Consider the following 24601-nt stretch of genomic DNA (forward strand, 5'->3'; position numbering starts at 1 on the left):
TTGTCGAAATCGAGGTTTCGACAAGCTCAACCAGCGGCGGCTCTAGCGGCGGAGCGCCTTGCGCGCCAGCTTGTTGCCGAGGAACTGCACAAGCTGCACGAAGATCACGATCAGGAAGACGGCGGCCCAGGTGACCACGGGTTCGAACTGCCGGTACCCGTAGAGCTGGGCGAAGTAGCCGAGTCCTCCACCACCGATGAAGCCGGCCATTGCCGTCATGTCGATGATGGCGACCACGATGAAGGTGTAGCCGAGGATCAGCGGCCCGAGCGCTTCGGGGATCACGATCGTGCGCAGGATCCGCACAGGTCCGGCACCCATCGCCCGACCGGCCTCGATGACGCCGGGCGACACCGTGATGAGGTTCTGTTCGACGATGCGGCCGATCGCGAAGGAGGCCGCGAGCGAGAGCGCGAAGATCGCAGCGTTGTTGCCGATTCCCGTTCCGATGACGGCGCGCGTAAGCGGCTGCAGGGCGGCGATGAAGATGATGAACGGGATAGGCCTGAAGAAGTTGATCACGACGTTCAGGATCGTGAAGATCGTCTTGTTGGGAAGCAGGCTTCCCGCCCTGGTCGAGTAGAGGCCCAGGCCGAGCAGGAGTCCGCCGAGACCACCGAAGAGCAGTGTCGCCGAGACCATGTAGAGGGTCTCGAATGCGGCTTCCCAGAATTCTGGCTGGAGTTCGAGGAGCTTGTCCATCAGCGCGCCTCCGACACTTCGGTCGTGGCGGCAATGTCGGTGAGCACGCCGTCGATGACGGCATCCTCACCCCGCAGTGCCAGCGTGAGGTGTCCGAAGGCCTTGCCCTGGATGTCGTTGATGCCGCCGTAGACGAGCTCGAACTCGATCCCGGCCTGGGCGAGCCGGAGGAACACGGATGCCTGGCTGGCGTCGCCGTCGCGGAAGGACAGCGTGACGATGCGCCCGGCGTGGCGCTCACGCAGCACGGCGATCTCGGCCGGCGATGGCACGCCCTTGACCACTGTGCCGACGAACTTCTGGCTGGAGGCGTTCTTGGGGCTGGAGAACACGTCGAAGACCTCGCCGCTCTCGATGATGCGGCCCTTGTCCATCACTGCGACCTTGGTGGCGAGGCTCTGGATCACCTCCATCTCGTGGGTGATCACCACCATCGTCACGCCGAACTCCTCGTTGACGCGCTTGAGCAGAGCGAGCACCTCCTGCGTCGTCTCAGGGTCGAGCGCGCTTGTCGCCTCGTCGCAGAGCAGGATGCGCGGCTCGGTCGCCAGGGCGCGGGCGATGCCGACGCGCTGCTTCTGGCCTCCGGAGAGCTGCTCAGGATAGTTCTTGGCCTTCTCGCTGAGCCCGACGAACTCGAGCAGCTCGTCGACGCGAGCCTGGATTTTCTCCTTCGATGCGCCGGCGACGCGCAGCGGGTATGCCACGTTGTTCCACACCGTCTTGGCGCTGAACAGGTTGAACTGCTGGAAGATCATGCCGATGCCGAGGCGCACCGGGCGCAGCTGCTTCTCCGGCAGCCCGGCGAGCTCCTGACCGTCGACGAGGACGCTGCCACTCGTGACCGGCTCGAGGGCATTGATGAGGCGAACGAGGGTGCTCTTGCCTGCACCGGAATAGCCGATGATGCCGTAGACGTCACCGGCCTCGATGTCGAGACTCACGTCGTCGATGGCGACGACGGCGTCTCCGCCGTCCGGGTTCGGGTACGCCTTCGTGACGTGCTGCAGGCTGACAAGAGCCATGGATACTCCTTAGCGGCGGGGCGCGGGGTGGTTGCCGGCCGCTGACTTGTTAACGGGGGGTGCGGCCGGGCGGGGAACCTGGCGCCATTGTGTGGCGCAGGTGCCCCGCCGGGCCGCGTGGTGATGCGGTGGCTCAGATTACTTCTGGGCCTTGGTGTCTGCCTCGACCTTGGCGAGTGACTTCTCCAGGTCGGCGACCGGGGTCTGCAGCGCAACGGCGGTGTCGCCCGATGCCTCGAGCAGACCGGCCTGAACGGCCTCGTCGGTCTGGAAGATCTCGACGAGCTTTTTGTAGGTCGCGTTGTCCTTGTCCTCGGCGCGGGCGGCGAAGATGTTGACGTAGGGCAGCGCGTTGGCGTCGCTCGGGTCGTCCTGGGCGATCGCGTCGGCGAAGGTCAAGCCCGCGTCCTGCACGAAGTCGTTGTTGATGACCGCGGCGGCCACGTCGGGAAGCGAGGTGGCGGTGAGTGCGGCCTCGAGCGCGGTGACCTTGACCTTGGACTTCGCCTCGTCGACGTCGTTCAGGCCGGAGAAGATGCTGCCGCCATCCTTCAGTTCGATGAGCTTGGCGGACTGCAGCACGAGCAGGGCGCGGGCCAGGTTGCTCGCGTCATCCGGAACCGCGACGGTCTCGCCCGCGGGGATGTCGGCGACGCTGTCGTACTTGGTGGAGTAGAGGCCGAGCGGGTAGATCGCCGTCGAACCGACGACCGCGAGGTCTTCGCCGGAGGAGACGTTGTAGTCGGCGAGGTAGACGATGTGCTGGAACTGGTTAAGGTCGAGGTCACCGGCGCTGAGCGCGGGGTTCGGCTGAGCGTAGTCGCCGAAGTCGACGATCTCGACGGTGATGCCCTCGGCCTCGGCTGCGTCAACGAATGCCGGCCACTGCGGGTCGCTCTTGCCGACAACACCGATCTTCACGGTTTCGTTGGCATCGCTGCTGCCGGAGCCGGCGGTGTCGCTCGTCGTGGCGCAACCGGCGAGAGCGGCGAGCAGGGGCAGGGCGGTGAGAGCGGCGAGGACCTTGGCGGACTTCTTCGAGATGGACATAACTACCTTTCGCTGTGGGTACCCGAGCGGCCGGTCGTCACGTATGTCGATCACGGAGTCTGATCACGTCTGGGCACAGCTTCGCCCCGGTGGTGTTCGGAGGGATTGTGTGCCGCTGCTGCGCGGGGTGATTACAACGGTACGCGGCAAAACTGCGACCGCAGAACCACTGCGCCTCAATTCGTCACAGTTCCTGCGGCGCTATCCCTCGATCAGCTCAGATACTTCGACCCAGCGGGCTTCGTGCTCCACCACGTCACGCTCGAGCTTCTGCAGCTGGGTCGAGAGGGCGGCGAGACCGTCGTAGTCGCTCTGGTCGTGCACGGCCAACTTCTCGTGCAGCTCGACGATCTGCTGCTGCCACTTGGCGAGCTTGCGGTCGATGGATGCCAGCTCCTTCTGCGCGTTGCGGAGTTCGGCTCCGCCGATGGCCGGCTTCTTCGGGGCGTTCTTCGCCGCGGCGCCACCGCTGCCTGAGCCACTCCCGTTGCTTGTCGAAACCCCGGAGTCTCCGCCTCCGACGACGCTCGCGAAACCGACGTTGTCGGCATCCGCCGCGACCTGCTTCTTGCGCATCTCGATGTACTGCTCGACGCCGCCGGGGAGGTGGCGGAAGTGCCCCTCGGTGACGGCGTACTGCTGGTCGGTGACGCGCTCGATCAGGTAACGGTCGTGGCTGACGACGAGGAGCGTGCCGGGGAAGGAGTCGAGGAGATCCTCCATTGCGGCGAGCATGTCGGTGTCGAGGTCGTTGGTCGGCTCGTCGAGGATCAGAACATTCGGCTCGTCGAGCACGATCAGCAGCAGCTGCAGACGGCGCTTCTGGCCACCGGAGAGGTCCTTGACCGGGGTGGAGAGCTGCGAGCTCATGAAGCCCATGCGCTCGAGCAACTGGCCGGGCGTCATCTCCTTGCCGCCGGCGACGTAGCTCGAGCGCTGACGCCCGATGACCTCGCTGACGCGGTCGTTCTGGATCGCCTTCAGCTCGTTGAGCTGCTGGGTGAGCACGGCGACCTTGATAGTCTTGCCGCGCTTGACGGTGCCGCTGGTGGGCTGCAGGGTTCCGGCGACGAGGTTGAGCAGCGTGCTCTTGCCTGCGCCGTTGACGCCCAGGATGCCGGTGCGCTCACCCGGTGCGATCCGCCAGGTCACGTCGTTCAGCACCGTCTTGGCCGGCGAGTGCTCTGTGGCGGGGAACTTGACGGTGATGTCGATCAGGTCGACGACATCCTTGCCGAGGCGCTGCATGGCCATCGACTGCATCGAGACGGTGTCGCGGGGCGGCGGCTCGTTCTCGATCAGTTCGTTGGCGGCGTCGATGCGGAACTTGGGCTTGGCCGTGCGGGCTGGGGCGCCGCGGCGGAGCCAGGCCAGCTCCTTCTTCATCAGGTTCTGGCGCTTGGCCTCGGAGACGGCGGCGGAACGGTCGCGCTCGACGCGCTGCAGGATGTACGCCGCGTAACCACCCTCGAACGGCTCGATGATGCGGTCGTGCACCTCCCACGTGGCGTTGCAGACCTCGTCGAGGAACCACCGGTCGTGAGTCACGACGATGAGCCCGCCGGCATCCCGCGGCCAGCGCTTCTTGAGGTGACCGGCGAGCCAGGCGATGCCCTCGACGTCGAGGTGGTTGGTCGGCTCATCGAGGAAGATCACGTCGTGGTCGCCGACGAGCAGCGCTGCGAGGGCGACGCGACGACGCTGGCCACCCGAGAGGGAGCCGATGATGCCATCCCAGGGGATGTCGCTGAGGAGGCCGCCGATGACGTCGCGCACGACGGGGTCGCCCGCCCAGACGTGCTCGTCGATGCCGCCGACAACGGCCTGGGCCACGGTCAGGCTCGAATCGACGGTGTCGGCCTGGTCGAGCATGGCGAGGCGCACGTCGCGGCGGCGTGTGACGCGGCCGCCGTCCGGTTCCATGCGCCCGGCCAGCAGGCTGAGCAGCGTGGACTTGCCATCGCCGTTGCGGCCGACGATGCCGACGCGGTCGCCCTCATTGAGCCCCACCGTCACTTCGTCGAAGATTACGCGGGTGGGGAATTCGAGGTGCAGCCTTTCGGCGCCAAGCATGTGTGCCATATCGCCCCCAACTCTATCGGCACCGCCTGTGCGCTCGCCCCGCGCTCACCCTCCCCTCGCCGAGACTGCAAGTTCGGGCGTTATGCGGCCTCTTACCGCCCGAACTTGCAGTCTCGGCGGGGTGGATGTCGGGCGCGGGCTCAGACGAGAGCGCCGCGGGCACGCAGGCGCGCACGGACCCGGGCGAGCGTCTCGTGCGGGCGATGGCGGATGTCGTCAATCGAGATGTAGATCACGGTCCAGCCGCGATCCTCGAGCCGCTCCCGACGTGCGATGTCATTGCGGTGCTGCGGGCTCGCCATGTGCAGGCCGCTCTGGTACTCGATCGCCACCTTGTACTCCGGGTAGGCGAGGTCGATCAGAGCGAGGAGGGCGCCGTCGTCATCGAACACGGGGTGGTTGAGTTCGGGCTCCGGCAGCCCATGAGCCACGAGGAACAGTCGCGTTGTCGTCTCCATCGGCGACATCGAACCGTAGCGGACGAGGGCGAGTGCCTCGCGCAGCTTCCGCACGCCGCGGCGGCTCCCATAGCTGTAGACGGCGTTCTTCAGCTCGTCCAGTGTCGCAAGCGGCGGATTGCCGGAGTATGGCTCATCCCCGGTGACCAGGTAATCCCCGGCCGCGACAAGCTCCTCGATGCTCAGCTCGCGCCACAGCTCACACCACGTATCCACCGGGCTGCTCAGGAACAGCTCACCCCGACGCACGGGTTCACGGTCCCACGCCTCGTGGTGTCCCCGGACTCCCTGCGCTCGCGGAAGACCGCCCGCGGGGCGAGCACTGACGTGGATCGTCTGCGCCCGCTCGACGGCGCGTGGCAGCGGGATCCCGTAGAACAATGCGGCTGTGCTGTGGCTGAAGAACTGTGTCTGCGGCATCCGCAGGGCGTACGCCTCGGCTCGCGCTCGGTGATCCATGGGAGCCGAGTGCGCTGAGACAACGCCGTGGAATGGCCGCGCGAGAGTCGGATGCCGCCACTGCGCATCGCTCACCCCGAGCCGTGTGGCTTCAGCTCGGCTCAGGCCGGGGCGCCGCCGGAAGGATTCGGGAATCTCACCGCGTACTCGCATGCGTCACAGTGTGCCGCTCGCGGAGCGCCCCTGCGCGGTTATCCACAACCGCCGTCGCCCGCGCCGGTTCTCCACAGTTTCGCGCCACCCTCCGCACGCGCCGAGACTGCAAGTTCGGGCGCTATGAGGCGCTATTCCACCCGAACTTGCAGTCTCGGCGAAGGCGGGGTGAGCGGCGGCTAGGAGTGGAGGACGCGGGCGCCGTGGACCGGGCCGTGGGCGCGGACCGCGGTCAGCCGCGAGGCCGACAGGGCCACCTGGAGTTCGAGGGCGGTGTCGGCGTCCGGTGCGAGGAACGCCAGTGTCGGGCCGGATCCGGAGACGATGCCGGCGAGTGCCCCGTTGGCCTCGCCGAGTTCGAGGATCTGGCCGAGGCCGGGTGCCAGTTGCAGCGCCGCAGCCTGGAGGTCGTTGTGCAGCGCCTCGGCGAGCAGCGCGGAGTCGCCCGCGCGGAGCGCGTGCAACACGCGGGCGTCCACCTGCGGGGATGCCGGCGCCGGCGCGATGTCGGCGAGGTGGCGCGCGCGGTGGCGGTCCAGCTCGGAGTAGACGGCCGGGGTCGACATGCCGAACTCGGCGATGGCGAGCACCCAGTGGAAGTTGCCCTGGGCCAGGGCCGGGCTGAGCTGGTCGCCGCGGCCCGTTCCGATGGCGGTGCCGCCGGCGAGTGCGAACGGCACATCTGCGCCGAGCTTGGCCGCCAGCGCGTGCATGTCGTCTTTGCCGAGATCGGTGCCCCAGAGCGCATCGCAGGCGATCAGGCTGGCCGCGGCATCCGCTGAACCACCGCCCATCCCGCCGGCGATCGGCACGTTCTTCTCGATCTCGAGGCGCACGCCGCCGCGGAAGCCGGTCTTGCGGGCGAGGAGCTTGGCGGCCCGGATGGCGAGGTTGCTGCCGTCGACCTCGAGGGCGGAGGTGTCGACGCTGCCGCCGAAGCTCACAGAGAAGTCGTCGGCCGGATAGGCCCGCACGTCCTCGTAGAGCGAGACCGCCTGATAGGCCGTTGCCAGGTCGTGGTAGCCGTCGTCCTGCAGCGCACCGACCGCCAGGAAGACGTTGATCTTGCCCGGCGCTCTCGCATGCACGACCGGGGAGGCAGCAGCGAGAGTCATATCCTCACGCTATCCCACCCGGGCGGCGGCCTGCAGCCACCCCTGCAGGCGGAGCTTCGCCGGAGCGACGTCCTCTGGCTCCTCGAGCCTGCTCCAGGTGAGCGACACCGAGGTCTTCCCCGCCTTCGACGGAGCGGCCGTTGCCAGGATCGAGCCGGTCTCCCCTTCGTGCCCGGACAGGGGCCAGCGCGCGGTGATGTGGCGGACGGCCCGGCTCTCGGACGCCGGCGCGCCGAGCTCCGCCGCGACGGCGGCGATCACGGCGTCCAGCGTCTCCTGCTGTTCACGCGGCAGCGTCTTGGATGCGCTGACCTCGTAGCTGCCGTCCTGGCGCTGGCCGGGGTTGCGGATGCCGCGGGCCTGCTCATAGCCGACGGTGACCCCCTGAGCCCACCAGCCGCCGAGCGGGTAGTTGGCGTCGAGCCAGCGCGCGATGACGGAGTGCTTCCATGCCGCTGCCCCCTCGGCGTCGAGGATCGCGAACCATTCCGCCCAGGTCTTGCCCGTTGCGGCACGGAGAGAGTCGTCGCTCACTCCGTCTTGACGCCCCGTGACGATCTCTTCAGCCATGCTCGCCACGCTACTGGCTGTGCACGCGGACACGCCAGTGCCGCGGCTACGCTCGGGCGGACGCCGCTCTCGCGATGCGCAGGAAGTCGTGCACCGTCAGCTGCTCGCCGCGCTCGGTCGGGCTGACCCCGGCCGCCTCCAGCACGGCGCTGGCCGCGGCCGTGTCGCCGAGCACGGGGGCCAGCGACTGCCGCAGCATCTTCCGACGCTGCTGGAAGGCGGCGTCCACGAGCGCGAAGGTCGCGACGCGCTCGGCCTCCGTGCCGATCGCGCCGGTCTCGTCGATGGCCGCGTCACCGGAGCTCGCGGCATCCCGCCGATCGAATCCGACGAGGATCGAGTCGACGTTCGGCACCGGCCAGAACACCTGGCGCGACACCTGACCGGCCGTGCGCCAGGAGCCGTACCACTCGGCCTTCACGCTCGGGCTGCCGTAGACCTTGGATCCCGGTGTCGCCGCGAGGCGCTGGCCGACCTCGGCCTGCACCATGACGATGCCGGAACGGATCGAGGGGAAGTGCTCGAGGAAGTGCAGCAGCACCGGCACGGAGATGTTGTACGGCAGGTTCGCGACGAGCCGTGCCGGATCGCCAGGCAGCTCGGTGACGCGCATCGCGTCCTGCGTGATGACGGTGAGCGGCACGCCGGGCTGCATGAGCTCGACCGTCTTCGGGAGTTGCTCGGCCAGGCGCTTGTCGATCTCCACCGCCGTGACGGACGCACCGATCTCGAGCAGGCCGAGGGTGAGCGAGCCGAGTCCGGGACCGATCTCGACGACGTGCTCGCCCGGCTTCACGCCGGCGGTCTTCACGATGCGGCGCACGGTGTTGGCGTCGATGACGAAGTTCTGCCCGAGCTTCTTGGTCGGTGTGACGTCGAGCAGCTCGGCGAGGTCACGGATCTCGGCCGGCCCCAGCAAGCGGCCATGACCCGGCACGGTCTCCGGGATCTCTTCTTCGTGGCGGTGTGCGGTCATGCGATGCCTCCGATGGCCTCGGTGCTGGCGGGAAAGGCGGTGTTGGCAGAGCGGGCAGCGACGGCGCCGACCTCGGCCGGGTGGGCTGCGGATGCCACGGGCTCTGCGTCCCAGCGGCCGTAGACGAGTTCGGTGTTCGAGGTGATCTGCGCGGCGAGCACCGAGGCGTCCGTTCCGAGTTCCGCGGCGATCGCGCGCAGCGTCAGCGGCAACAGATACGGTGCGTTCGGACGGCCCCGGTACGGGGTCGGCGTGAGGAAGGGGGCATCCGTCTCGATCAGGATCTGAGAGCGGGGAATCACCTGGAGGGCGTCACGCAGGTTCTGCGCGTTCTTGAAGGTGACCGTTCCGGCGAAGGAGAGGTACCAGCCGTTGTCCGCACAGAGCTGGGCCATCTCGGCATCGCCGGAGAAGCAGTGGAACACGGTGCGCTCCGGCGCGCCGACGCGCAGCAGCGTCTCGATGACGGCCGCGTGCGCATCGCGGTCGTGGATCTGCATGGCCAGGCCGTGGCGCTTGGCGATGTCGATGTGCGCCTCGAAGGAACGCAATTGGGCGGCGCGGCCCTCTTCGCCGGTGCGGAAGAAGTCGAGCCCGGTCTCACCGACGGCGACGACGCGTGGCAGGCCGGCCAGCCGGTCGATCTCGGCGATGGCGGCGTCGAGTCCGCCCTCCCAGCTGCCGTCTGGGCCGCCGGCGGTGTCGTAGAGCGGCGCCTCGTTCGGGTGGATCGCGACGGCGGCCAGCATGCGCGGCTCGACCGCGGCGGTCGCAGCCGACCACTGCGAGGTCGGCACATCGCCGCCGACCTGGATCACACCGCGCACGCCGACGGCCGATGCCCGATCGAGCTGCTCGCGGTAGTCGATCGGGTTCTCGCCGTCGGCGATCTCGAGGTGCGTGTGGTTGTCGTAGACACCGACGGTGAGCGCCTCGGGCAACGGTGGGTAGCTCAGCTCGCGTCCCTCGGTCTGCTCGCGCTTGCGCACGTGCGCCGAGGTGTCCATGTTCGCGTCGCTCATCGTCAGTTCCTTGTGGCCTTGGTCTCGACACCGCCGTGGGCGGCCCACTCGACCAGCGGGTGAATTGCGGTGTTACTCGGTCGTCTCGATGCGCGGGAACAACGCCTCGAGCGGGGCGACGGATGCCGCACCGCTCCACTCCCAGGCGTGGTCGATGCGCTGGTCCTGCACGGCGCCGTCGCCGCCGAGCGCGGTCCACAGCTTCGCGGTCGCCTTGGGCAGCACCGGCGAGAGCAGCACGGCGAGTGTGCCGAGGCCGCGGACGGCCGTGTACAGCACCGTCTCCAGGCGCTCGCGCTCCTCGGGCTTCTTGGCCAGCGCCCACGGCTCCTGCTCGGTGATGTAGCCGTTCAGGCCGTCGACCAGCGTCCACACCTCGTGAATCGCCTCGTGGATGGCGAGGCGGTCGATGGCGATGGATGCCGTGGCGGTCGCCGTGCGCTCGATCGCCTGGATGGCGACATCCGCCTCGCTGAATGCGCCGGGGGCTGGAATGACGCCGTCGCAGTAGCGCGAGACCATGGCGATCACGCGCGAGGCGAGATTGCCGAAGCCGTTGGCCAGCTCGGAGGTGTAACGGGCGTGCAGGTCTTCCCACGAGAAGGAGCCGTCCTGGCCGAAGCTGATCGCGCGCAGGAAGTAGTAGCGGAACGCGTCGGAGCCGAAGGTGTCGGTGATCTGCGTCGGTGCGATGCCGGTCAGCTTCGACTTGGACATCTTCTCGCCGCCGACGAGCAGCCAGCCGTGGCCGAAGACGCGGTGCGGCACCGGCAGCCCTGCGGCCATGAGCATCGCCGGCCAGATCACGGCGTGGAAGCGGAGGATGTCCTTGCCGACGAGGTGGGTGGCCGGCCAGCGGCGCTCGAACTCGGCCTCGTCCTGGCCGTAACCGACCGCGGTCACGTAGTTCAGCAGCGCGTCGAACCAAACGTAGACGACGTGCGACTCGTCCCAGGGCACCTTGACACCCCAGTCGAAGCTGGAGCGGGAAATCGAGAGGTCGTCGAGACCGGAGCGCACGAAGGCGAGCACCTCGTTGCGCGCGCTCTCGGGCTGCACGAAGTCCGGCCGCTCCTCGTAGAGGGCGAGCAGCTGCTCCGCGAAGGCGCTCATCTTGAAGAAGTAGTTCTTCTCGTGCAGCAGCTCGACCGGCTTGGAGTGGATGGCGCAGACCCTCTGGCCCGCATACTCGCCGGAGCCGTCGACGAGGTCACCCGCCTGCTTGTACTCCTCGCAGCCGACGCAGTAGTAGCCCTCGTACTCGCCGGTGTAGATGAATCCGGTGTCGTAGAGGTGCTGCAGGAACTTCTGCACGTTCTCTTCGTGCCGCGGCTCCGTGGTGCGGATGAAGTCGTCGTTGGAGAGGTCGATCGTCTCCAGCAGCGGCTTCCACGACTCCTCGACGAGCTTGTCTGCCCACTCCTGCGGCGTCACGCCATTGGCGGTCGCCGTACGCAGGATCTTCTGGCCGTGCTCGTCGGTTCCCGTCAGGAACCAGGTGTCGTCGCCACGCTGACGGTGCCAGCGCGCGAGCACGTCGGCGGCCACCTCCGTGTAGGCGTGTCCGATGTGCGGGACGTCGTTGACGTAGAAGATCGGCGTGGTGACAAAGAAAGAGGAGCCATCGGACATGGGCTCCATTCTATTCGGGCGCCGGATGCCGCCGATCCCCCGTTACGCAGGGCCGGACTCAGTGCTCCTCCGCCAGCTCGTCCGATGGGTGCGGATGCCGCTGCCCCGGCAGGTGCCCGATCACGGGCGGCAGGTTCTCCCGCACCCGCATCGGCTCGTGTTCGGTCGGGACGTCGACCGTCGCCGCAGCTTCCTTGAGCGGCACCCCGTGCCAGCTCGCCTCGTGGATGTGCTGGTGAGCGTAGCCGACCGGGTGCATGCCGAGCACGATCTTGCCGCGGGTGTGGCCGCGGTCGAGTTCCTCGAACGCTTCCCGCACCTGTTCGAGCGGGAAGATGTCGGAGACGGGCACGAGCAGGCGGTGCTGCTCGGCCAGCCGGGCGAGCTTGGCGACGACGTCGATGCCCTTGGCGCCCAAGGCGTGTTCGTTCTCGGCGGTCGGCCTGGCATCCGGATCGGCCTCCGCGGCATAGTCGAAGGCCCGGTACTCGTCTGCGCCGTACTCGTTGGGGCCGTAGTCGAGCACTCCGTCCCAGTCGATGACGCTGCGGATGCGCGCGGGCGCGACCCGGAGCGCGTCGGCGATCTCGAGGTTGTCCCCGCCGTAGGCGTCGAGGAAGGCATCGACCCCGTTCGGCGCGGCCTCCTTGATCCGCAGCACGATGTCGTCGTCGTGGATGACGGGGATCACGCCGATCTGGCGGAGGAAGTCGATGTTGCGCTCGCTGGCCGTTCCGATGACGGTCGCCCCGCGCAGCGCGGCCAACTGCGCGGCGATGCAGCCAACGCCCCCGGCCGCCGCCGAGATGACGACCGTGTCACCGGAGGCGATGCCGAGCGCGTTGACCGCCGCCCACGCCGTGGTGCCCGTCACGAACAGGCCGCCGGCGACCTCCCACGGGAGGTGCGGCGGCTTGGGGGTGAGGTTCGTGGCGGGCACGGTCAGGTGGGTGGCGTGCGAAGCTCGAGATGCGTGCCCGATCACGGCATCGTTCACCTCGCACTGGGTGACGCCGCGACCCGTTGCGCGAATGAATCCGGCGAAGTCTGAGCCCTGGCCCTGCGGGAAGTGCGCCGGCATCCGCTCGGCGAGCAGCCCCTCACGGAGGCGGGAATCGGCCGGGTTGAGCCCGGCGGCGATCACCTCGATGAGAACCTCGCCCTCGGCGGGCTCCGGCATCGGAATGTCGACGATCTCGAGAACCTCGGGGCCGCCATAGCGCGAGTATTTGATTGCTTTCGGCACGGTGCACCTCCACCACTGGCGATAACACTGTTAACGCCGGCGGGGCAGCCATTGTTCCCGACCGATCGCTACTCGCCCCGATTGATCACCGGGCGGGCTGGCTCGCGCTGCCGCCCTGCTTGCCCGGCTTGCCTGGCCCGGCCGGCTTTGCCTCGAGCGCGGCCTGGTACAGCTCGCGCTTGCCGAGGCCGGTGCCCTCCGAGACGACGGCCGCGGCATCCTTCAACCGCTCCCCCGCCGCAACCAGCGCGAGCACCTCTGCGACACCGCTCGGCAGATCGCTCACCCGCTTCTCGGCGCCGGCCACGACGATGCAGATCTCGCCCTTGACGCCGGATGCCGCCCACTCGGCGAGTTCGGCCGCGCTGCCGCGCTTGACCTCCTCGTAGAACTTCGTCAGCTCCCGGCACACCACGACCCGGCGCTCCGCACCGAACACGGCGGCCATGTCGCCGAGCGATGCGGCGAGACGGTTCGGCGACTCGAAGAAGACCATGGTGCGGCGTTCGTCACGGAGTTCGGTGAAGGTGCTCACCCGCTCGCCGGACTTGCGCGGGAGAAACCCCTCGAAGGTGAAGCGGTCCGTCGGCAGCCCGGAGACGGCCAGCGCGGTGAGCACGGCGCTCGGCCCCGGCAGCGCCGTCACCGTCACGCCGGCCGCTGCTGCGGTGTCGACCAGGTGGAAGCCGGGGTCGGAGACCGTGGGCATGCCGGCGTCGCTCAGCACGAGCACATCGGTCTCACGGGCCAGCTCGACCAGCTCGATCGACTTCTCGCGCTCGTTGTGGTCGTGCAGCGCGATGAGGCGGGGCCGGTTCTCGATTCCCAGCGCGGCGAGCAACCGCTGCGTGACGCGGGTGTCCTCCGCGGCGATCACCGTGACGGTGCTGAGCGCCTCGACCAGTCGCACCGAGGCGTCTTTGAGGTTGCCGATGGGGGTGGCCGCAAGAATGATCATGTCTCCAGTCTGGACTAGTCTCCTTCCCGGCCCGGCCTCCTTCCCGGCCTGGCCTCCTCACCGGACTAGCCTCCTCTCTGGCCTAGCATGGGCGAATGGGCATCGGAGGGCTGCGGCACGCTGGCGGCGACGGTGCACCCACCGAGGTCTCGGCGGCGCCGGTGGCGAGCGACGACGAGACGCCGAGCCCGTCTGTGCTCGGCGCGGAGGCAACGGCCCCTGAAACGCCGGGCCCGGATGACGACGCCGAACAGAGCGCGGACAGCGCTGTCGACGAGCCGCGTGGCAGCCGACTCGACACGTGGTGGGCACACGTGCTGCGCACCCGGCGTCGGCAACGCCTCTGGTACTGGGGCGGTCCGATCGCCGTCACCCTGCTCGCCGCTGTGCTGCGGCTCTGGGATCTCGCCACCCCGCACTCGCTCGTCTTCGACGAGACCTTCTACGTCAAAGACGCGTACACGCTGCTGAACAACGGCTACGAGTCCACCTGGCCGGAAGGCGCCGACGCGAGCTTCAACTCCGGAGACACCGACGTCTTCACCGGCGAGGGCTCCTTCGTCGTGCATCCACCGCTCGGCAAGTGGATCATCGCGCTCGGTCTGGCGGCGTTCGGCGCCGACAATGCCGTCGGCTGGCGCATCGGCACCGTCGTCGTCGGAGTCCTCGCCGTCTTCCTGCTCACGGTGATCGCCCGGCGCCTGTTCTCCTCGACGATCGTCGCCGTCATCGTCGGCTTCCTCTTCGCCGTCGACGGGCACGCAATCGTGATGTCACGGGTCGCCCTGCTCGACGGCATCCTGATGTTCTTCGCCCTGCTCGGATTCGGTGCGATCCTGCTCGATCGCAGTTGGCACGAGAAGCGCCTCGGCGCCTGGTTGTCAGAGCGCAGGCAACGCGCGGCCGCCGGCCTTGTCGCCGAACCGAGCTGGGGCCCGGCGCTGTGGTGGCGTCCGTGGCTGCTGGCCGCTGGACTCGCCTTCGGGCTGGCGGCGAGCGTCAAGTGGTCCGGGCTGTACTTCCTGGCCGCGTTCGGCCTCTACGTCGTCGTCGTCGACGCCCTGGCCCGCCGCCGCGCCGGCGTGCCGTTCTGGGCCAGCGCCGCCGTGCTGAAGCAGGGCCCCGTCTCCTTCCTGTTGCTTGTGCCGATCGCGCTGGCGACCTTCATCACCAGCTGGACGGGCTGGTTCGTCACCGCCGGGGGCTTCTATCGCAGCTGGGCGTCGGAGGCCGGGAATGCCTGGACCGGCGCCATGGCCTGGGTTCCGGAGAGCGTGCAGAGCTTCTGGCACTATCAGCTCGCCGCGTACAACTACCACGTCGGCCTCAGCACACCGCACCCGTACCAGGCGAACCCCCTCACCTGGCTGTTCATGACCCGGCCGACGAGCATGTACTACGAGGGCTCGACCCTGGGTGAGAGCGGATGCCAGTTCGACGCGTGCAGCGCGGCCATCCTCTCCGTGGCCAACCCCCTGATCTGGTGGTCGGCGACGGCCGCCGTGTTCTATCTCGTCTACCGGGTCGTCCGCTACCGCGAGTGGCAGATCGGCCTGATCCTGATGGGCATGGTCGCCGGGTACCTGCCCTGGCTGATGTATCTGGATCGCACGGTCTACCAGTTCTACACAATCGCCTTCGAGCCGTACATGCTGCTCGCCCTGGGCGTCGTGATCTCGCTCGTGCTGGGCACACGCGACGACGTCTGGTGGCGCAGACAGCGCGGCGTCAGCCTGGTCAGCATCTTCCTCATCTTCGTTGTGCTGGTCAGCGCCTTCTTCTACCCGATCTGGACGGGCCAGCGGGTGCCGTTCTGGTTCTGGAACCTGCACATGTGGCTGCCGGGCTGGGTCTGATTTCCCGCGTGTTGTCGGGCCCGATCAGACTCATAGCCGCCTCGGAACATACACCCCTTATATTCCCGCCACGGCATGAAAGCAGCGCGTAATCGAGGGCATTTCTCAGCCAGTTCGTCGTAGGCTTCAGCTATCTGATCGCACTGTCGCCGCATTCTCTTCGACACCGTGAGCTCCGGGCAACCGCCCACTCCAGACTGGGAAGTCACTCACACGAAGGCTGACGATGAGCGAAGTTACCGCTGCACCCGACACCTCTGCGGGAGCCACGGCATCCGTCACGATCACGAAGCCCTCCGTGCGCATTGTTCGCACGAAGCCTGGCGGTGACCGTAAGAACCCCACAACCGAGTACTCGGCGCTGCTGCACACGGTGCGCAACCTCGGGCTGCTCCGCCGGGCCACCTGGTTCTACTGGATGGTGTTCGGAATCCTCCTCGTCGCACTCGGCGGCATCGTGACCGGCTTCGTGCTGCTCGGCGACAGCTGGTTCCAGCTGCTCATGGCCGCCGCACTCGGCATCGTGCTCACCCAGTTCGCCTTCCTGGCGCACGAGGCGTCGCACCGCACCGTGTTCGAGTCGGGCAAGGCCAACGACACGGCCGGCCGGATCCTCGCCAACGCCTTCGTCGGAATCAGCTACTCGTGGTGGATGACCAAGCACTCCAGGCACCACTCCAACCCGAACGTCGTGGGCAAAGACCCCGACATCGACAACGACTTCATCGTGTTCCAGCCGGACGAGGCCGCCAAGGTCAACCGCCTGCACGCCATCGTCACCCGCAAGCAGGGCTGGCTGTTCTTCCCGATGCTCACCCTCGAGGGCCTGAACCTGCACATGCACGGCCTGCGCACGGTCATGGGCAAGGGCAAGGTCGACAAGCGCGGCCTCGAGATCAGCATGATCGTCACCCGCCTCGCCGCCTACCTCGCGGTGCTCTTCATCTTCCTGCCCGTCGGAATGGCCTTCGCCTTCCTCGGTGTGCAGCTGGCCGTGTTCGGCGTCTACATGGGTGCGTCGTTCGCCCCGAACCACAAGGGCATGCCGATCCTCCCGCACGACTCCAAGGTCGACTTCCTGCGCCGCCAGGTGCTCACGAGCCGCAACATCCGCGGCGGCTGGGGCATGCTCACCTTCATGGGCGGCCTGAACTACCAGATCGAGCACCACCTGTTCCCGAACATGCCGCGCCCGCACCTGCGCAAGGCCCAGGAACTCGTCAAGGAGTACTGCCAGGCGCACTCGATCAACTACACCGAGACCGGGCTGTTCCAGAGCTACGGCATCGTGGTCGACTACCTGAACCGGGTGGGGCTCTCGGCCCGCGATCCGTTCGACTGCCCGATGACGCAGCGGTTCCGCACGCACTAGCCACCAAGGACAGAGTCACCAAGGACATAGTCAGCGAAAAAGGACGGGATCCTCGATCCCGTCCTTTTTCGCTGCCCACGTCCTTTTTTGCCGCCGCCAACGGGTGTCCGCAGCGATCACCGAGGGGCGTTAGGCTCGATAGGTGAAGTGGTTGCCCGGTGTTTCTCTCGCGGCTTCCGCGGCCCTCCTCTCGTGGGCGATCCACGCACTCATTCCGGCGATACCGCTTCTGACGGCAGCCGTGGCGCTCGGCATCATCGTCGGCCAGATCCCCGCCGCCCGCCACCCGCTGAACGGCGTCCTCGCACCCGGGTTGTCTGTGGCGTCCAAGCAGTTCATGCGTCTCGGAATCGTGCTCCTGGGCCTGAAACTCAGCCTGGTCGACATTCTCGGCCTCGGCTGGCTGTCGATCGTCATGATCGTCGCGATCGTGCTGCTCACCTTCGTCGGCACGATCGGCCTCGGCCGCGCATTCGGGCTGCCGGGCCACCAGCCGCTGCTCATCGCCACCGGATTCTCGATCTGCGGCGCGTCGGCGATCGGCGCGATGAGCGGTGTCGTCAAGGCCAAGGACGAGGAGACGGCGACGCCCATCGCCCTCGTCACGCTGTGCGGAACGCTCGCCATCGCCGTGCTGCCGTTGCTCTGGCATCCGCTCGGCCTCAGCAATGAGCAGTTCGGCCAGTGGGTCGGCGCCAGCGTGCACGACGTCGGGCAGGTCGTCGCGACCGCTCAGATCGCCGGGCCGGCCGCCCTCGCCGTCGCCATCGTCGTCAAGCTCACCCGCGTGCTCATGCTGGCACCGATGGTGGCCGTCGCGGCCGGCGTCGAGCGGCGCAAGCACGGCGCGGCCGTCGAGCTCGCCACCCGCACCGGCGGCGCCGCACCGGAAGCCGCCGCCCGCCCGCCGATCGTTCCACTGTTCGTCGCCGGATTCCTCGCCGCCGTGCTCGCGCGAACCCTGCTGCCCGTGCCGGAGAGCGTGCTCGAGGTCGCCGACTGGGTGCAGACGGCCCTGCTCGCGATGGCATTGTTCGGGCTCGGCTCCGCGGTGCGACTCGGCGAACTCGTGCGCACCGGTTGGCGTGCCATCATCGTCGGTCTGCTCAGCTGGGCGCTGATCGCCGCCCTCGCCTACGCCGCGGTGCAGCTGGCCTGACCCCGAACATGCTGACCGCCGTGGTGCCGCGTCCGTCATCCTGAGTAACGGGGATTCGGCAGCGCGAGTCCATGGGTCGACGATGGGTCACATGGCCCCCACTCGCCCCGCCCTGGTCGGCATCTCACACGGCACCTCGTCGCCAGCCGGCCAGGCCGCGGTCGCCGCCCTGATGGGCAGGGTGGCCGAGGCCCACCCCGAGCTGACCGTCGCCAGCGGCTTCGTCGATGTTGAGCGGCCGAATCCGCAGGAGACCCTGGCCGGGCTGCCCGATCTGCGCCGGGCGATCGTGGTCCCGTTGCTGCTCTCGGCCGGCTACCACGTGCACGTCGACCTCGCTCGCGCGGTTGCGGCGGAGACCGAGCGGCCGGTGACGCTCACCGCGGCGCTCGGGCCCGACGACCGGCTTGTGGCGCTGCTGCAGCATCGTCTGAGCCAGGCCGGCCTCCGGGACGACGACGTTCTCGTCCTCGCCGCCGCCGGCTCCAGCGATCAGCGGGCGGTCGCCGACTGCCTGGTCGTCGCCGAGCGCCTCGCCGCGGCGTCCGGTCGGGACGTCGTCATCGGATTTCTCTCCGCGGCCGAGCCGAGGCTCTCGGATGCCGTCGGCGCTGCGCGTGCCGCCAACCCGGGCCGGCGCATCGTCGTGAGCAGCTATCTGCTGGCACCCGGCTACTTCCACTCGCTCGCCGAACAGGCCGGTGCCGACGTCGTGACTCTGCCGCTGCTGACCGCCGACGAGCCCGCGCCGGAACTCCTCGTCGAGGTCGTTGCCAGCCGTTATCGCGAAGCAGTGTAGGCGCAGAGCGCGCTGCGGCGCAGCTCTGTTACGCCCCGCTGCACTCCGTGACCGGTCGTGACCTCGCCCCCTCGCGCGCACTGCGCGCGTCAATGAGTCTTGCTCAATCGCAGTGACGCATCTGCACTCCCGTGCCGCGTCGACCGAGAAGGAGAGCATCGTGTCGTTGAACCTGGCTGAGACCGCAGAGGCGGCGCGTCCCGCGCGCCCCGCCTCGCGCCCGAACGGCCAGTGGAAGATCGACGGCACTGCTCCGCTCAACGGCAACGAGGAGTGGAAGCAACAGGACAACGGACTGAACGTGCGGGAGCGGATCGAGCAGGTCTACTCCAAGAACGGTTTCGCCTCGATCGACGGCACCGATCTGCACGGCCGTTTCCGGTGGTGGGGCCTGTACACGCAGCGGAAGCCCGGCATCGACGGCGGCAAGACCGCCACGCTGGAGCCGCACGAGCTTGAGGACGAGTTCTTCATGCTCCGGGTGCGCATCGACGGCGGCCAGCTGAGCACCGGTCAGCTGCGCGTCATCGGCGAGATCTCCCAGGAGTTCGGCCGGGACACGGCCGACCTCACCGATCGACAGAACATCCAGCTGCACTGGATTCGGGTCGAAGACGTGCCGGAGATCTGGCGCCGGCTCGAGGCCGTCGGCCTCGGCACCACGGAGGCCTGCGGCGACGTGCCGCGCGTCGTCCTCGGCTCCCCCGTCGCCGGCATCGCCCTCGACGAGCTCATCGACCCCACCGAGACGATCGCCGAGATCACGGCGAAGTACATCGGCGTGCCGGAGCTCGCCAACTTGCCCCGCAAGTTCAAGACCGCGCTGACCGGTCACCCGAGCCAGGATGTCGTGCACGAGATCAACGACGTCGGCTTCGTCGCCGTCGCACATCCAGAGCTCGGCATCGGCTACGACCTCTGGGTCGGTGGCGGCCTCTCGGTCAGCCCTCGCCTCGGTGAACGGCTCGGCGTCTTCGTCCGTCCAGACAAGGTCGCCGACGTGTGGCTCGGTGTCGTCTCGATCTTCCGCGACTACGGATACCGCAGGCTCCGCAACAAAGCCAGGCTCAAGTTCCTGCTCGCCGACTGGGGGCCGGAGAAGTTCCGGCAGGTCCTCGAGGACGAGTACCTGCACGAGGCACTCCCCGACGGGCCGCCGGCACCGACACCGACCCGTCAGGGCGATCACGTCGGCGTGCACAAGCAGAACGACGGACGCTTCTACATCGGCGTCACCCCGTTCGTCGGCCGCGTCTCCGGCACCGTCCTCACCGCTCTCGCCAACCTCCTCGAGAAGCACGGATCCACCCGGCTGCGCACGACACCGCACCAGAAGATCGTGCTGCTCGACATCACCGAGGAGAACGTCGAGCCGCTGATCACCGCGCTCGACGCGATTGGCCTGGAGGCCCGGCCGAGCCTGTTCCGCCGTTCGACCATCGCCTGCACCGGCATCGAGTTCTGCAAGCTCGCCATCGTCGAGACCAAGCAGACAGCCACCGATGCCGTGCTCGAGCTCGAGAAGCGCCTCGCCGGGATCGAGGTCCCCCAGCCGATCAGCCTGCACGTCAACGGCTGCCCCAACTCCTGCGCCCGGATCCAGACCGCCGACATCGGCCTGAAGGGTCAGCTGCTCCCCGACGGCGCCGGAGGACAGGTGCCCGGATTCCAGGTTCACCTCGGCGGCGGCCTCGCCTCCGTCGGGCGTGACGAAGCCGGCCTCGGCCGCACCGTCAGAGGACTCAAGGTCACCGCCGATGACCTCGCCGATTACGTCGAGCGCCTCGTCCGGCGATTCCTCGCCGAGCGCGGCGACACCGAGACATTCGCCAGCTGGGCGCACCGCGCAGACGAGGAGGCACTCCAATGAGCACCGAAGTTGTGAGCACCGCCGTACTCCGCGACCCGAAGCTCCGCCCCGCGGACGAGCTGCGCCTCCTCGCCGAACGGGGAGCCACCGAGCTCTCCGACGCCTCGGCCGAACAGCTGATCGCCTGGGTCGCCGAGAATTTCGACACCCGCGCCGTCGCGGTCGCCTGCTCGATGGCGGATGCCGTGCTGCCGACACTCGTCGCCGATCAGTTGCCGGGCGTCGACGTGCTCTTCCTCGACACGGGCTACCACTTCGCCGAGACCTACACGACGCGCAACGAGGTCGCCAGGGCCATCGACGTGACGATTGTCGATGTGCTGCCGGAGCGCACCGTTGCCGAGCAGGATTCCGCCCTCGGCAAGGACCTGTTCGCCCGTGACGCCGGTGCTTGTTGTGCGGCGCGCAAGGTCGCCCCGCTGAACCGCGCTCTGCGCGGCTACGAGCTCTGGTTCACCGGGGTGCGCCGCGACGAGGCGCCCACCCGCATCAACACCCCCCTCATCGAGTGGGATGCGCGCAACGGGCTGGTCAAGGTGAACCCATTGGCCGCGTGGAGCTTCGACGAACTGCAGGGTTACGCCACCGCGCATTCCGTGGTGCTGAACCCGTTGCTCACCCAGGGCTACCCCTCCATCGGCTGCGCACCGTGCACGAAGCCGGTCAGCGCAGGAGACGACCCCCGTTCCGGCCGCTGGGCCGGGCTCGAGAAGACAGAATGCGGACTTCACCTATGACCTCGACACCAGCCCTCTCCCCTGCCCTCTCGACGGCGCCGATCTTCTCGTCCGGGCGGCCAACGCTCGACCAGCTCGACCTGCTCGAAAGCGAAGCGATCCACATCATCCGGGAGGTCGTCGCTGAGTTCGAACGACCCGTGCTGCTGTTCTCCGGTGGCAAGGACTCCGTCGTCGTGCTCCACCTCGCCGCCAAGGCCTTCTGGCCGGGGACGGTGCCGTTCCCCGTGCTCCACGTCGACACCGGCCACAATTTCCCGGAGGTCATCGCCTTCCGCGACGCCACGGTCGAGCGTCTCGGCATCCGGCTCGCGGTGGCCAGCGTGCAGGACTACATCGACGACGGGCGTCTCCAGGAGCGCGCGGACGGAACCCGCAATCCGCTGCAGACCCAGCCGCTGCTCGACGCGATCGCGGCAGGCAGGCACGACGCCGTCTTCGGCGGCGCACGCCGCGACGAGGACAAGGCCAGGGCCAAGGAACGCATCCTCTCGCTGCGCGACGAGTTCGGCCAGTGGGACCCGCGCAATCAGCGCCCAGAACTCTGGAATCTCTACAACGGACGCCACACCGTCGGGCAGCACGTGCGCGCGTTCCCCATCAGCAACTGGACAGAGCTCGACATCTGGCGCTACATCGAGCGTGAGGGCATCGAGCTCCCCCCGCTGTACTACGCGCACGAGCGCGAGGTGTACCGGCGCGACGGGATGTGGCGCGCAACCGGACCGGTCAGCGCGCCGGGCCCCGACGAGACGGTCGAGCTCCGAACGGTGCGCTACCGCACGGTCGGCGACATGAGCTGCACCGGCGCCGTCGAATCCGACGCCGCCACCGTGCACGCCGTCGTGCACGAGGTCGCCCAGTCGACGATCACCGAACGCGGTGCGACCAGGGCCGACGACCGCATCTCAGAAGCCGCGATGGAAGATCGCAAAAAGGACGGGTACTTCTAATGACCGACGCACTGCTGACACGCCCCCTGGAGGGCACCCTCTTCCGCTTCGCCACGGCCGGTTCCGTCGACGACGGCAAGTCGACGCTGGTCGGACGACTGCTGCACGATTCCAAGGCGATCCTCGCCGACCAGCTCGACGCCGTCACCCGCACCTCGGCTGAGCGGGGTTTCGGCGGCGTGGGCGGCGGCATCGACTTCGCCCTGCTCACCGACGGTCTTCGGGCCGAGCGCGAGCAGGGCATCACGATCGACGTCGCTTACCGCTACTTCGCCACCGGGCACCGCTCGTTCATCCTCGCCGACTGCCCGGGCCACGTGCAGTACACGCGCAACATGGTCACCGGCGCGACAACGGCCGACGCCGTCGTCGTGCTCATCGACGCCCGCAACGGGGTGCTGGAGCAGACCCGCCGCCACCTCTCGGTCGTGCAGCTGCTCCGGGTTCCCCACATCATCGTGGCCGTGAACAAGATCGACCTCCAGGGCTACGACGAGGCGGCATTCGACCGCGTCGCGGCCGGTGTGCGGGCCGTGACGGGCGAACTCGGGATCGACGGGGTGCACGTCATCCCGGTCTCGGCCCTCGCCGGAGACAACGTCGTCGACCGCTCGATCAACACCCCGTGGTACGACGGCCCCAGCCTCCTCGAACTGCTCGAGACCCTCCCCCTCATCGACGAAGCGGAAAGCGCACTCGAGGCGTTCCGTCTGCCGGTGCAGCTGGTCATCCGCCCGCAGGGCGCAGTGGCCGTCGCCCCGGAGGACGCGGACTCGTACCGCGATTACCGGGCATACGCCGGTCAGGTCGCCTCGGGATCCGTGAGCGTCGGCGATTCCGTCACCGTGGTTCCGGGCGGCGGCACCACCGTCGTCACGGGCATCGACTTCGCGGGCGTCGAACTGGAGACGGCAATCGCACCGCAGTCGGTCGCCCTCCGCCTGCGCGATGATCTCGACGTCGCGCGCGGCGCGGTCATCACGGCCGCCGACCGCGTGCCCGAGCTGAAGAAGGACCTCTCCGTCGCGCTGTTCTGGCTCGATCCGCGCCCGCTTCGTCCGGGGGCACGGGTGCTCGTCAAGTTCGGAACGTCCACGGTGCAGGCGATCCTCACGACCGTCACCGGACGCCGCAATCTGGACACGCTCGCCATCGAGGCCGCAGACGGCCTCGACATCAACGACATCGGCCACGCCGGCATCCGTCTCGCATCGGCCCTGCCGGTCGAGGAGTACTCGGTCAACCGCCGGGCAGGAGCATTCCTCGTCATCCACCCCCAGGACGGCGCGACGCTCGCCGCCGGCATCGTCATCACCGACACCACGGAGAGTGCAGCATGAACCGCGGAAAGCTCAGCACCACCATCGGCATCGCGTCGCTCGGACTGCTCGCGACGATGCTCAGTGGCTGCGCAGCGCCCGCCGGAGATGTGCCCGCGGCAGGCCCGGCCACGGAGCTCCGGCTCGGCTACTTCGACAACGTCACCCACGCCCCAGCACTCGTCGGCCTGGAGAAGGGCTTCTTCGAGGAGGAGCTCGGGGACACCACGCTGACGCCCCAGATCTTCAGCGCCGGCCCGGCGACGATCGAAGCCCTCAGCGCCGGCGCGATCGACGCCGCCTACATCGGCCCCAACCCGGCGGTGAACAGTTTCGTCGCGAGCGGCGGCCAGTCGCTCCGCATCGTCGCCGGCGCGGCGAGCGGGGGCGCTGCCCTGGTCGTGCGGCCGGGGATCGACAGTCCGGCAGATTTTGCGGGCACCACCCTCGCCACCCCACAGCTCGGCAACACCCAGGACGTCGCGCTGCGCAACTGGCTGTCCGCGGAGGGCTACGAGACCAGCACAACCGGCGGCGGCGACGTCGCCATCACGCCGACCGAGAACGCTCAGACGCTCGCCCTCTTCCAGAGCGGGCAGATCGACGGCGCCTGGCTTCCGGAACCGTGGGTGTCCCGTCTCGTGCTCGACGCCGGTGCAGAGGTGCTCGTCGACGAGGCATCCCTCTGGGAGGACGGCGCCTTCCCGACAACGGTCCTCGCAGTCCGCGCCGAGTTCCTGGCCGAGCACCCCGATGCGGTGGAGGCCCTCCTGGCCGGGCACACACAGTCCGTCGCCTGGCTGAACGAGAATCCGAGCGAGGCGGGAGCGGTGATCAACGCCAAGCTAGCCGCCGACACCGGCAAATCCCTGCCGGATCCCGTGATCGAGCGCGCGCTCGAACACGTCACCTTCACCACAGACCCGCTCGCGGCAACCTTCCCCGTGCTCCTGAAGGCCGGAGTCGACGCGGGCACCGCCAAGGCGGGCGACATCAACGGTCTGTTCGACCTCGCGGCGCTGAACGCCGTGCTCTCCGCGGCAGGCGCCGCACCGGTCACGGCCGGCGAACTGGGGACCGAATAGCCC

At 68.4% G+C, this 24601-nt stretch carries 21 protein-coding genes; 9 read left to right on the plus strand and 12 right to left on the minus strand.

All coding sequences use genetic code 11. From position 1 onward, the window contains the following. Nucleotides 1-42 precede the first annotated feature (42 nt). The 12 genes from ASC66_RS06230 to rsmI all read right to left on the minus strand — a co-directional run bounded on the left by ASC66_RS06230 (nucleotide 43) and on the right by rsmI (nucleotide 13448). Entirely contained in the window at nucleotides 43-702 is a 660-nt protein-coding gene (locus ASC66_RS06230; RefSeq protein ID WP_055836529.1) for a methionine ABC transporter permease, read from the minus strand. Then, nucleotides 702-1727, minus strand: a complete 1026-nt coding sequence (locus ASC66_RS06235; protein ID WP_055836533.1) for a methionine ABC transporter ATP-binding protein — start codon at nucleotides 1725-1727, stop codon at nucleotides 702-704. Before ASC66_RS06235 ends, ASC66_RS06230 begins: the two co-directional genes overlap by 1 nt. A 138-nt stretch (nucleotides 1728-1865) precedes the next feature. After that, nucleotides 1866-2777, minus strand: a complete 912-nt coding sequence (locus tag ASC66_RS06240) for a MetQ/NlpA family ABC transporter substrate-binding protein (RefSeq protein ID WP_055836536.1) — start codon at nucleotides 2775-2777, stop codon at nucleotides 1866-1868. 201 nt (nucleotides 2778-2978) lie between these two features. After that, nucleotides 2979-4859, minus strand: coding sequence for an ABC-F family ATP-binding cassette domain-containing protein (locus tag ASC66_RS06245; protein ID WP_055836538.1), 1881 nt, complete (start codon nucleotides 4857-4859; stop codon nucleotides 2979-2981). Between the two features lie 140 nt (nucleotides 4860-4999). Continuing rightward, a complete protein-coding gene (locus ASC66_RS06250; protein WP_055836541.1) occupies nucleotides 5000-5737 on the minus strand; it encodes a putative endonuclease domain-containing protein in 738 nt (245 codons plus the stop codon). A gap of 371 nt (nucleotides 5738-6108) precedes the next feature. Further along, entirely contained in the window at nucleotides 6109-7044 is a 936-nt protein-coding gene (locus ASC66_RS06255; RefSeq protein ID WP_055836544.1) for a 4-(cytidine 5'-diphospho)-2-C-methyl-D-erythritol kinase, read from the minus strand. Between the two features lie 9 nt (nucleotides 7045-7053). Beyond that, a complete protein-coding gene (locus tag ASC66_RS06260) occupies nucleotides 7054-7614 on the minus strand; it encodes a DUF4287 domain-containing protein (protein ID WP_055836548.1) in 561 nt (186 codons plus the stop codon). 46 nt (nucleotides 7615-7660) lie between these two features. Continuing rightward, complete coding sequence (gene rsmA / locus ASC66_RS06265) at nucleotides 7661-8590, minus strand: 16S rRNA (adenine(1518)-N(6)/adenine(1519)-N(6))-dimethyltransferase RsmA (protein WP_055836550.1); 930 nt, start codon at nucleotides 8588-8590, stop codon at nucleotides 7661-7663. After that, complete coding sequence (locus ASC66_RS06270; protein ID WP_157509682.1) at nucleotides 8587-9612, minus strand: TatD family hydrolase; 1026 nt, start codon at nucleotides 9610-9612, stop codon at nucleotides 8587-8589. The genes rsmA and ASC66_RS06270 overlap by 4 nt, the downstream gene beginning before the upstream one ends. A gap of 72 nt (nucleotides 9613-9684) precedes the next feature. Further along, nucleotides 9685-11244 carry a methionine--tRNA ligase gene (gene metG, locus ASC66_RS06275; protein WP_055836553.1) on the minus strand — a complete coding sequence of 520 codons (1560 nt, stop codon included), beginning with the start codon at nucleotides 11242-11244 and terminating at the stop codon, nucleotides 9685-9687. A 58-nt stretch (nucleotides 11245-11302) separates the two neighbouring features. Then, the gene (locus ASC66_RS06280; RefSeq protein WP_055836556.1) at nucleotides 11303-12490 is read right to left on the minus strand and encodes an NADP-dependent oxidoreductase; all 1188 of its coding nucleotides are present in this window, start codon (nucleotides 12488-12490) and stop codon (nucleotides 11303-11305) included. A gap of 85 nt (nucleotides 12491-12575) precedes the next feature. Further along, nucleotides 12576-13448, minus strand: a complete 873-nt coding sequence (rsmI, locus tag ASC66_RS06285) for a 16S rRNA (cytidine(1402)-2'-O)-methyltransferase (RefSeq protein WP_055836559.1) — start codon at nucleotides 13446-13448, stop codon at nucleotides 12576-12578. A 95-nt stretch (nucleotides 13449-13543) separates the two neighbouring features. Here rsmI and ASC66_RS06290 point away from each other — a divergent pair, with 95 nt between their 5' ends. From ASC66_RS06290 to ASC66_RS06330, 9 genes are all read left to right on the plus strand, one after another. After that, nucleotides 13544-15304 carry a dolichyl-phosphate-mannose--protein mannosyltransferase gene (locus tag ASC66_RS06290; RefSeq protein WP_082492091.1) on the plus strand — a complete coding sequence of 587 codons (1761 nt, stop codon included), beginning with the start codon at nucleotides 13544-13546 and terminating at the stop codon, nucleotides 15302-15304. A 226-nt stretch (nucleotides 15305-15530) separates the two neighbouring features. Then, nucleotides 15531-16676, plus strand: a complete 1146-nt coding sequence (locus tag ASC66_RS06295) for a fatty acid desaturase family protein (protein ID WP_055836562.1) — start codon at nucleotides 15531-15533, stop codon at nucleotides 16674-16676. A 142-nt stretch (nucleotides 16677-16818) separates the two neighbouring features. Then, a complete protein-coding gene (locus tag ASC66_RS06300) occupies nucleotides 16819-17835 on the plus strand; it encodes a YeiH family protein (protein ID WP_055836565.1) in 1017 nt (338 codons plus the stop codon). Nucleotides 17836-17926: 91 nt separating this feature from the next. Then, complete coding sequence (locus tag ASC66_RS06305; RefSeq protein ID WP_055836567.1) at nucleotides 17927-18634, plus strand: sirohydrochlorin chelatase; 708 nt, start codon at nucleotides 17927-17929, stop codon at nucleotides 18632-18634. 160 nt (nucleotides 18635-18794) lie between these two features. Further along, on the plus strand, nucleotides 18795-20504 hold the full coding sequence (locus ASC66_RS06310; RefSeq protein WP_286145582.1) for a nitrite/sulfite reductase: 1710 nt from the start codon (nucleotides 18795-18797) through the stop codon (nucleotides 20502-20504). Beyond that, nucleotides 20501-21241 (plus strand): phosphoadenylyl-sulfate reductase, encoded by a 741-nt coding sequence (locus tag ASC66_RS06315; protein WP_055836570.1) that lies wholly within the window; start codon nucleotides 20501-20503, stop codon nucleotides 21239-21241. The genes ASC66_RS06310 and ASC66_RS06315 overlap by 4 nt, the downstream gene beginning before the upstream one ends. Further along, a complete protein-coding gene (gene cysD, locus ASC66_RS06320; RefSeq protein WP_502691578.1) occupies nucleotides 21223-22194 on the plus strand; it encodes a sulfate adenylyltransferase subunit CysD in 972 nt (323 codons plus the stop codon). The genes ASC66_RS06315 and cysD overlap by 19 nt, the downstream gene beginning before the upstream one ends. Further along, nucleotides 22194-23534 (plus strand): sulfate adenylyltransferase subunit 1, encoded by a 1341-nt coding sequence (locus ASC66_RS06325; RefSeq protein ID WP_055836573.1) that lies wholly within the window; start codon nucleotides 22194-22196, stop codon nucleotides 23532-23534. Before cysD ends, ASC66_RS06325 begins: the two co-directional genes overlap by 1 nt. Next, on the plus strand, nucleotides 23531-24598 hold the full coding sequence (locus ASC66_RS06330; RefSeq protein ID WP_055836576.1) for an ABC transporter substrate-binding protein: 1068 nt from the start codon (nucleotides 23531-23533) through the stop codon (nucleotides 24596-24598). Before ASC66_RS06325 ends, ASC66_RS06330 begins: the two co-directional genes overlap by 4 nt. The last annotated feature ends 3 nt before the right edge of the window (nucleotides 24599-24601 follow it).

This window comes from Leifsonia sp. Root4 (genome assembly GCF_001425085.1).
Taxonomy (GTDB): Bacteria; Actinomycetota; Actinomycetes; order Actinomycetales; family Microbacteriaceae; genus Microterricola.

Coding starts and splice junctions, on each gene's coding strand:
- ASC66_RS06230 (WP_055836529.1), bottom strand. CDS start 702: ATGGACAAGCTCCTCGAACTCCAGCCAGAATTCTGGGAAGCCGCATTC.
- ASC66_RS06235 (WP_055836533.1), bottom strand. CDS start 1,727: ATGGCTCTTGTCAGCCTGCAGCACGTCACGAAGGCGTACCCGAACCCG.
- ASC66_RS06240 (WP_055836536.1), bottom strand. CDS start 2,777: ATGTCCATCTCGAAGAAGTCCGCCAAGGTCCTCGCCGCTCTCACCGCC.
- ASC66_RS06245 (WP_055836538.1), bottom strand. CDS start 4,859: ATGGCACACATGCTTGGCGCCGAAAGGCTGCACCTCGAATTCCCCACC.
- ASC66_RS06250 (WP_055836541.1), bottom strand. CDS start 5,737: ATGCCGCAGACACAGTTCTTCAGCCACAGCACAGCCGCATTGTTCTAC.
- ASC66_RS06255 (WP_055836544.1), bottom strand. CDS start 7,044: ATGACTCTCGCTGCTGCCTCCCCGGTCGTGCATGCGAGAGCGCCGGGC.
- ASC66_RS06260 (WP_055836548.1), bottom strand. CDS start 7,614: ATGGCTGAAGAGATCGTCACGGGGCGTCAAGACGGAGTGAGCGACGAC.
- rsmA (WP_055836550.1), bottom strand. CDS start 8,590: ATGACCGCACACCGCCACGAAGAAGAGATCCCGGAGACCGTGCCGGGT.
- ASC66_RS06270 (WP_157509682.1), bottom strand. CDS start 9,612: ATGAGCGACGCGAACATGGACACCTCGGCGCACGTGCGCAAGCGCGAG.
- metG (WP_055836553.1), bottom strand. CDS start 11,244: ATGTCCGATGGCTCCTCTTTCTTTGTCACCACGCCGATCTTCTACGTC.
- rsmI (WP_055836559.1), bottom strand. CDS start 13,448: ATGATCATTCTTGCGGCCACCCCCATCGGCAACCTCAAAGACGCCTCG.
- ASC66_RS06290 (WP_082492091.1), top strand. CDS start 13,544: ATGGGCATCGGAGGGCTGCGGCACGCTGGCGGCGACGGTGCACCCACC.
- ASC66_RS06295 (WP_055836562.1), top strand. CDS start 15,531: ATGAGCGAAGTTACCGCTGCACCCGACACCTCTGCGGGAGCCACGGCA.
- ASC66_RS06305 (WP_055836567.1), top strand. CDS start 17,927: ATGGCCCCCACTCGCCCCGCCCTGGTCGGCATCTCACACGGCACCTCG.
- ASC66_RS06315 (WP_055836570.1), top strand. CDS start 20,501: ATGAGCACCGAAGTTGTGAGCACCGCCGTACTCCGCGACCCGAAGCTC.
- cysD (WP_502691578.1), top strand. CDS start 21,223: ATGCGGACTTCACCTATGACCTCGACACCAGCCCTCTCCCCTGCCCTC.
- ASC66_RS06325 (WP_055836573.1), top strand. CDS start 22,194: ATGACCGACGCACTGCTGACACGCCCCCTGGAGGGCACCCTCTTCCGC.
- ASC66_RS06330 (WP_055836576.1), top strand. CDS start 23,531: ATGAACCGCGGAAAGCTCAGCACCACCATCGGCATCGCGTCGCTCGGA.